The organism is Streptomyces sp. NPDC002845 (genome assembly GCF_053591955.1).
Window position 1 is genome coordinate 1 of sequence record NZ_JBSFUU010000161.1, and the last position, 8,484, is coordinate 8,484.

At 68.7% G+C, this 8,484-nt stretch carries 6 protein-coding genes and 1 riboswitch; of the genes, 2 read left to right on the forward strand and 4 right to left on the reverse strand.

Going from position 1 to position 8,484, the window contains the following annotated elements; genetic code table 11:
* Positions 1–319 precede the first annotated feature (319 nt).
* From groL to thrC, 4 genes are all read right to left on the reverse strand, one after another.
* Complete coding sequence (gene groL / locus ACWD3C_RS47255; protein ID WP_451154797.1) at positions 320–1,942, reverse strand: chaperonin GroEL; 1,623 nt, start codon at positions 1,940–1,942, stop codon at positions 320–322.
* Positions 1,943–2,970: 1,028 nt separating this feature from the next.
* Positions 2,971–3,174, reverse strand: coding sequence for a cold-shock protein (locus ACWD3C_RS47260; RefSeq protein ID WP_009339379.1), 204 nt, complete (start codon positions 3,172–3,174; stop codon positions 2,971–2,973).
* Between the two features lie 448 nt (positions 3,175–3,622).
* Positions 3,623–3,901 (reverse strand): MoaD/ThiS family protein, encoded by a 279-nt coding sequence (locus tag ACWD3C_RS47265; protein ID WP_451154799.1) that lies wholly within the window; start codon positions 3,899–3,901, stop codon positions 3,623–3,625.
* A gap of 68 nt (positions 3,902–3,969) precedes the next feature.
* Positions 3,970–5,250 (reverse strand): threonine synthase, encoded by a 1,281-nt coding sequence (gene thrC / locus ACWD3C_RS47270; protein ID WP_451154801.1) that lies wholly within the window; start codon positions 5,248–5,250, stop codon positions 3,970–3,972.
* Between the two features lie 18 nt (positions 5,251–5,268).
* Positions 5,269–5,459, reverse strand: a riboswitch (SAM riboswitch).
* Positions 5,460–5,614: 155 nt separating this feature from the next.
* Here thrC and ACWD3C_RS47275 point away from each other — a divergent pair.
* Positions 5,615–6,559, forward strand: coding sequence for a glucosyl-3-phosphoglycerate synthase (locus tag ACWD3C_RS47275; RefSeq protein ID WP_451154805.1), 945 nt, complete (start codon positions 5,615–5,617; stop codon positions 6,557–6,559).
* A gap of 257 nt (positions 6,560–6,816) precedes the next feature.
* A complete protein-coding gene (locus ACWD3C_RS47280) occupies positions 6,817–8,187 on the forward strand; it encodes an alpha,alpha-trehalose-phosphate synthase (UDP-forming) (protein WP_451154803.1) in 1,371 nt (456 codons plus the stop codon).
* Positions 8,188–8,484 lie beyond the last annotated feature (297 nt).

Genomic DNA, 8,484 nt, shown 5'->3' on the forward strand with positions numbered 1-8,484 from the left:
TCAGCCCGCCACCCGTCGCGTACCGCATACCACCGGCATACCTGATGGATCATCAGCTGTCGCCAGGTCTACCTCAGGAATTTAAGATCAGTACCAGCAGGTCGCTTCGCATCCCTGGGGAGCCATCGTGGAAATCCCCGCCCCCGTGAGCATCACCCTCAACACCGAGAAGCTCAAGGACTACGCCGACTGACGGCGAGGCAAGCGGCCGCGGCCGCCGGGCTCCCTCACCCCGGGAACGCCCGAGGGCGGCACCCCTGGGAACAGGGGTGCCGCCCTCGGTACTCAGCGGACGGATCCGACCCGGAAAGGGACCGGATCAGAAGTCCATGTCACCGCCCGGCATGCCGCCACCGGCGGGCGCGGCGGCCTTCTCCGGCTTGTCGGCGATGACGGCCTCGGTGGTGAGGAAGAGCGCGGCGATGGAGGCGGCGTTCTGCAGAGCGGAACGGGTCACCTTCGCCGGGTCGATGATGCCTTCCTTGACCAGGTCGACGTACTCGCCGGTCGCGGCGTTCAGGCCGTGGCCCGGGGTCAGGTTGCGCACCTTCTCCACCACGACACCGCCTTCGAGGCCGGCGTTGACGGCGATCTGCTTCAGCGGGGCCTCAAGGGCGAGCTTCACGGCGTTGGCGCCGGTCGCCTCGTCACCCTCCAGCTCCAGCTTCTCGAAGACGCCGGTCGCCTGGAGCAGGGCCACGCCACCACCGGCGACGATGCCCTCCTCGACGGCGGCCTTGGCGTTGCGGACGGCGTCCTCGATGCGGTGCTTGCGCTCCTTGAGCTCGACCTCGGTGGCGGCACCGGCCTTGATGACGGCCACGCCGCCCGCGAGCTTGGCCAGGCGCTCCTGGAGCTTCTCGCGGTCGTAGTCGGAGTCGCTGTTCTCGATCTCGGCGCGGATCTGGTTGACCCGGCCCTGGACCTGGTCGGCGGAGCCGGCACCGTCGACGATGGTGGTCTCGTCCTTGGTGATGACGACCTTGCGGGCGCGGCCCAGCAGGTCGATGCTCGCGTTCTCCAGCTTGAGGCCGACCTCCTCGGAGATGACCTCGCCGCCCGTGAGGATGGCGATGTCGCCGAGCATGGCCTTGCGGCGATCGCCGAAGCCCGGGGCCTTGACGGCGACGGACTTGAAGGTCCCGCGGATCTTGTTGACGACGAGGGTCGACAGGGCCTCGCCCTCGACGTCCTCGGCGATGATCAGCAGCGGCTTGCCGGACTGCATGACCTTCTCCAGGAGCGGCAGCAGGTCCTTGACGTTGCCGATCTTGGAGTTGGCGATCAGGATGTACGGGTCGTCGAGCGACGCCTCCATACGCTCCATGTCGGTGGCGAAGTACGCCGAGATGTAGCCCTTGTCGAAGCGCATACCCTCGGTGAGCTCCAGCTCCAGACCGAAGGTCTGGGACTCCTCGACGGTGATGACGCCTTCCTTGCCGACCTTGTCCATCGCCTCGGCGATGAGCTCGCCGATCTGGGTGTCGGCGGCGGAGATGGAGGCCGTGGAGGCGATCTGCTCCTTGGTCTCGACATCCTTCGCCTGCTCCAGCAGGGCACCGGAGACGGCCTCGACGGCCTTCTCGATACCGCGCTTCAGAGCCATCGGGTTGGCGCCGGCGGCTACGTTGCGCAGGCCTTCCTTGACGAGGGCCTGGGCGAGAACGGTGGCCGTGGTCGTACCGTCACCGGCGACGTCGTCCGTCTTCTTGGCGACTTCCTTGACCAGCTCGGCGCCGATCTTCTCGTACGGGTCCTCGAGCTCGATCTCCTTGGCGATGGAGACGCCGTCGTTGGTGATCGTGGGGGCGCCCCACTTCTTCTCGAGGACGACGTTGCGGCCCTTGGGGCCGAGGGTCACCTTGACGGCGTCCGCGAGCTGGTTCATGCCGCGCTCGAGGCCTCGCCGCGCCTCCTCGTCGAACGCGATGATCTTGGCCATGTGAAGTGGTCCTCCCGGACTGGGGTGGATTGCTCCGGACCGCGCTGGCGCCCGCGACGGACGGCCTGCCTGCCTCGTGGTTCCTTGCCCCACCCGGCCTGCGGGCCTCACCGACCCGGTCCTTCATTGTCACTCTCACCTTCAGAGTGCTAACGCCAATGATTAGCACTCGCCCCTGCCGAGTGCAAGCGGCTACCGCTCCGCTGGGGGCGGGTGAGTACGTGCGGGTGGGTGTGGGGCACCGTCGAATCGGCCTGAACGGCCTCGTCCTCAAGCGCCGGACGGGCTGGGGGGGGTGCCTGGGGTGAGTTGGAAGTGCGCAGCTGAGTGGGCAGCAAATCGGCCTTACGGCCCCGTCCTCAAACGCCGGACAGGCTGGGGGGGGTGCCGGCCTGGGCTGATGGGTTCTGGCACAGGCTGGAGCCGCGCCCCGCCAGGACCGAGGGAGCCACGCGGGGGGGGTGCCGGCCTGGGCTGATGGGTTCTGGCACAGGCTGGAGCCGCGCCCCGCCAGGACCGAGGGAGCCACGCCGCGCCAGGACCGAGGGGGGCTGCGCCCCGTAAGGGGCGCGGGGAACTGCGCGACCAGCCACACACAACCCGCACCCACCCCACAACCCCCCAACACCCACCCACTCGAACCGCCCCACCACCCGCGCAACACCCACCCGCCCGAACCGCCTCACCACCCGCGCAAACCCCACCCGCCCGAATGGCCCTACCAACCCCCCAACCCCCACCCACCTGACTCCGCCACCCCGCATACTGCCCACCCAGCCCGCACACTGCCCCCAACCCTCAACCGGGGGCCCAGGGGGCGGAGCCCCCTGGTGGGGTCGAAGGGGCGGAGCCCCTGGGGATGGGACGGGTAGGGGCGGCGGGGGCGAAAAACCCTCGACCCGGCCCCGGAGGCATCCGCCCCCACCCACACCAAAGGGCCCGTACCCCCGCAGAAACCCACGGGATACGAGCCCCTCGGCGAAGAACGGAAGAACGTCGCTGCTAGTCAGTCGGCGCGTGCTTCAGCCTCAGCCGGCCAGACGGACCATGTCCGCCTGCGGCCCCTTCTGGCCCTGCGAGATCTCGAACTCGACCCGCTGGCCCTCTTCCAGAGTGCGGTAACCGTCCATCTGGATCGCGCTGTAGTGGACGAAAACATCCGCACCACCGTCGACCGCGATGAAGCCGTACCCCTTCTCCGCGTTGAACCACTTGACGGTGCCCTGAGCCATGCCTAACTCCCCTATTACTGGCCCTTGCACAGATCCACACTTCGCGGATCCGGGTCAGACCTCACCCCCCAACGGTTGGGGGTGTGCGCCGGAACGCGTCGACCGCGGCTGAATGTATCTGTCCAACTGCCGTCTGCAACAGGTCAATCGGACGAGAAATCTGGACACACGAGGCCGGGAATGTACGGAGAATTCACCCGAGTTCAGGGCAAGTCGGGCTCCATAAAAGGAGCAAAACACACAAATGCCACACACACTTTGGCTGCTTCATATCGGGCGCACGGCCAGAACTCATATGCGCCCGGTACGGCAATCGAACCGGGTTCCCCAACTGTACCGTGCTCAACCATGCAGAATGGCCCCCTCCGCTTCTCTCACGGAGGAGGCCATTCGGTGAACTCTCGGTAATTGCCGTTACCGAAGGTAACGAAAACGACCCGTCAAGGCCTCAGCAGCCCCCGGCGACCGCCGGAATGATCGAGACCCCGGCCCCGTCCGGCGTAACCGTCTCCAGCCCCTGCTCAAAACGGACATCGTCATCGTTCACGTACACGTTCACGAACCGCCGCAGCTTGCCCTGATCGTCCAGCACCCGCGCCGCGATCCCCGTGTGGTTCTTCTCCAGGTCCGCGATGACCTGAGCGAGGGTCGCCCCCTCAGCGGTCACCTCGGCCTTGCCGCCGGTGTAGGTGCGCAGGATGGTCGGGATACGGACGTTGACGCTCATGGGGTGTGACCTCCGGTCGGAGTCGAGTACGAGATACGGGGTTGGACGGGCGGCGGGCAGACAGGAGGTCAGACGAGGCCGGCCTCGCGGAACGACTCCAGGTTCGGACGGATCGTGGCCGTGAGCCCGGTCCCGGCCACCGCGTCCAGCGTCTTCAGACCGTCCCCCGTGTTGAGGACGACAGTCGTCAGACTCGGGTCGAGCACACCGTTCTCGATCAGCTTGCGCGTGACGCCGACCGTCACGCCACCCGCCGTCTCGGCGAAGATGCCCTCGGTCCGGGCGAGCAGCTTGATCGCGTCGACGACCTGCTCGTCGTTCACATCCTCCACCGCACCGCCCGTCCGCCGCGCGATGTCGAGAACGTACGGCCCGTCCGCCGGGTTGCCGATCGCCAGCGACTTGGCGATGGTGTTCGGCTTCTGCGGCCGTACGACATCGTGGCCGCCCTTGTAGGCGACGGACACCGGGGAGCAGCCCTCCGCCTGCGCGCCGAAGATCTTGTACGGCTTGTCCTCGACGAGCCCGAGCTTGATCAGCTCCTGCAGCCCCTTGTCGATCTTCGTGAGCTGCGACCCGGAGGCGATGGGAACGACGATCTGGTCCGGCAGCCGCCAGCCCAGCTGCTCGCAGATCTCGTACGCCAGCGTCTTGGACCCCTCCGCGTAATACGGACGCAGATTGACGTTGACGAAGCCCCAGCCCTCACCCACCGGGTCGCCGATCAGCTCGGAGCAGAAGCGGTTCACGTCGTCGTAGTTGCCCTCGATGCCGACGAGCTCGCCGCCGTACACCGCGGCCATGACGACCTTGCCCTGCTCCAGGTCGTGCGGGATGAACACGCAGGAACGGAAGCCCGCGCGGGCCGCCGCGGCACCCACCGCACCGGCCAGGTTGCCCGTCGAGGAGCAGGAGAGCGTCGTGAAGCCGAACGCCCGCGCCGCCTCCAGGGCCTGGGCGACGACCCGGTCCTTGAAGGAGTGCGTCGGGTTACCGGAGTCGTCCTTCACATACAAACCGCCGGTCACCCCCAGCTCGCGCGCCAGGTTGTCGGCCTTGACGAGCTTGGTCCAGCCGGGGTTGAGGTTCGGCTTGTCGGCCACGTCGGCGGGGACGGGCAGGAGGGGGGCGTACCGCCAGATGTTCGCGGGCCCGGCCTCGATCCGCTTGCGCAGCTCCTCCGTGTCGTACGCGGAGAAGTCGTACGCGATTTCCAGCGGCCCGAAACACTCCTCGCAGGCGAAGACCGGTCCGAGCGGAACGCGGTGGCCGCACTCGCGACAGGACAGCGCGGCGGCGGGGCCGAGGTCTACGGTGTTCGTGGTGCTTGCAACAGTCTGCACAGCCATGGGAGGCGAGGCCCTTTCTCCTCATCTTCCTCACGACGCATCTCGCCGCGAGACGGATTTGGCACCTTCCCTAGCCGGGAGCCTCGCGGAGTCGATCAGCGGTGAGTCAACAGTGAATCAGCGATGAGTCGACGGTGATCAGTACGAGACCGGCTGGAGGGTTGCCGGGGCTTCATCGGGCCGTATCCCTCTGCCCCTCTGGATGAGCGGTATTCGATTGTGAACGACGATGACCCCCGACATGCGATGGTCATCCGCGTTGTTCAAGACTGTAACCGAAGGCCAGGACAGTTGAGGGAGCCGTCCGAACCGCGAGATGGATCATACGAAGATCAGTGTGATCGATAGTGAGGAGCCGCAGACCGTGCTGGAAGAAGTCGAGCGCTGGCTGAGCACACGCTCCTGGTCCGTGACCGATCGCCCGCTCCACAAGCTCATCGCCGCGAAACGCGCCACCGGGTCGACGGTCAGTGTCGTTCTGCCCGCACTCAACGAGGAGGAGACGGTCGGCGACATCGTCTCCGTCATCCGCCACGACCTCATGCGTCAGGTCCCGCTCGTCGACGAGATCGTCGTGATCGACTCGGGCTCGACCGACCGTACCTCGGAGGTGGCCGCGGCCGCCGGGGCGAGGGTCGTCCACCGGGACGACATCCTCCCCCGTATCCCCACCGTGCCCGGCAAGGGCGAGGTGCTGTGGCGTTCCCTTCTCGTCACCAGCGGTGACATCGTCTGTTTCATCGACGCCGACCTCAGGGAGTTCTCCTCCGACTTCGTCTCCGGGATCGTGGGCCCCCTGCTCACCGACCCCGGGGTCGACCTCGTCAAGGGCATGTACGACCGCCCCCTCGGCTCGGCGGCCGGGCAGGGCGGACGTGTGACCGAACTCATGGCCCGCCCCCTGCTCAACATGCACTGGCCCCAGCTGGCCGGCTTCGTCCAGCCGCTCGGCGGCGAGTACGCGGCCCGGCGTTCCCTCCTGGAGCAGCTCCCGTTCCCCGTCGGCTACGGCGTGGAACTGGGCATGCTCGTCGACGCCCTCCACCTCGTCGGCCTCGACGCCCTCGCCCAGGTCGACGTCGGCGTCCGCAAACACCGCCACCAGGACGGCCAGGCCCTCGGCCGCATGTCCGCCGCGATCTACCGCACCGCCCAGCTCCGCCTGGCCCGCGGCCAGATGATCCGCCCGTCCCTGACCCAGTTCGAGCGGGGCGAGGACGGTTTCGTACCGCGGACGTATTCGGTGGATCTGGAGGAGCGCCCACCGATGGCGGAGATCGAGGAGTACGCGGAACGCAAGGCGGCGTAGGGGGCGCCCGAAGGGCGCCTCAGGGGCGCGGGGCTGTGACATTGTGCGGCTCCGCCGCGTGGGCGCGACAAGCGCGATGGCGCACCGCGCTCGCCGACACCTTGCGGCGGCTCCGCCGCGTGGGCGCGACAAGCGCCCACCGGCCCGCAGTCGCAAAGCAATCGCACCCCCCGAGTTCATAGGCGCCCCACCCGTATACACCCGATACACCCGAGCCGTACGTTTGAGCGGTTCCACGGCGGGCTAGGTTGAGCCGTATGGCTGCCACCGTTCTCGTCGCCTCCAACCGCGGCCCGGTCTCCTACGCACAGGACGAGACCGGCGCGCTCACCGCCAAGCGAGGCGGGGGCGGGCTGGTCTCGGGCCTGTCCGCGATCGGACCGGACGCCGGGGCCGTCTGGGTGTGCTCCGCGCTGGGCGACGGCGACCGCGAGGCCGTACGGCGCGGGGTCGGCGAGCCCGGCGTACGGATGCTGGACATCGCGGCCGACGTGCACGCGGACGCGTACAACGGCGTCGCGAACTCCGTGCTGTGGTTTGTGCACCACATGCTGTACCAGACGCCGCTGGAGCCGGTGTTCGACACCGAGTTCGACCGGCAGTGGGGTTCGTACGTCCGTTACAACCGTGCGTTCGCCGAGGCGCTGGCGGACGAGGCGGCCGAGGGGGCGGCGGTCCTCGTGCAGGACTACCACCTGTGCCTGGTGCCGCGGATGCTGCGCGAGCTGCGTCCGGACGTACGGATCGGCCACTTCTCCCACACCCCGTGGGCGCCCGTCGACTACTTCCGCATGCTGCCGGACCACATCGCCGACGAGGTGCTGCGCGGCATGCTCGGCGCCGACCGGCTGGGCTTCCTCACCCACCGCTGGGCGAAGGCGTTCACCGCCTGCGCCACGGAGCTCGCCGGCGGACTCGGGGACACGCGGATCGGGGTGCACGGGCTCGGCGCCGACGCGGACTTCCTGCGCACGCGGTCGCACGAGCCGGACGTCGACGAACGGAGGGCGGCGCTGCGGGCCGAGATCGGCGAGGGCCGCAAGGCGATCGTGCGGGTCGACCGGACCGAACTGTCGAAGAACATCGTGCGGGGCCTGCTGGCCTACCGGGAACTCCTGGTCTCCTTCCCCCAGTGGCGTGAGCGGGTGGTCCACGTCGCCTTCGCGTACCCGTCCCGGCAGGACCTCGCCGTGTACCGCGACTACACCGCCGAAGTGCAGCGGGTGGCCGACGAGATCAACGCGGAGTTCGCCACGCCGGGCTGGACCCCGGTGGTACTCCACGTGAAGGACGACTTCGCACGCTCCCTGGCCGCCTACCGTCTGGCCGACGTCGCCTTGGTCAACCCCATCCGCGACGGCATGAACCTCGTCGCCAAGGAAATGCCGATCGTCTCCGACGAGGCATGCGCCCTGGTGCTGTCGCGGGAGGCGGGCGCGTACGAGGAACTGGGCGAGGACGCGGTCGTAGTGAACCCGTACGACATCACGGGCACCGCCCGCGCCCTCCACGAGGCGTTGTCGATGCCGGTGGAGGAGCGGGCCGAACGCGCAAAGCGCTTGTCCGCCGCCGCAACGGCGTTGCCCCCGGCCCAGTGGTTCCTGGACCAGCTGCGGGCGCTGGGGTAAGGGGAGAGGGTTTTCGCCCCCGCCGCCCTTACCCGTCCCATCCTCCAGGGACTCCGCCCCTTCGACCCCGCCAGGGGGCTCTGCCCCCTGGACCCCCGGGACCTATGCCCACCCACCACACGACTCGGCAGGTCAGGAAGTGGGCCTCGCACCCCCCTCAACCCGTCCGGCGTTCGAGGACGAGGTCCCAGGGCCGACCCCCCAGCAGCACTTACCAGCCCACCCCCCCCCCCCCCCCCCCCCCCCCCCCGCCCCCCCCCCCGGGCCCCCGCCCCCCCGCCCCGGAACCCCCCCCCC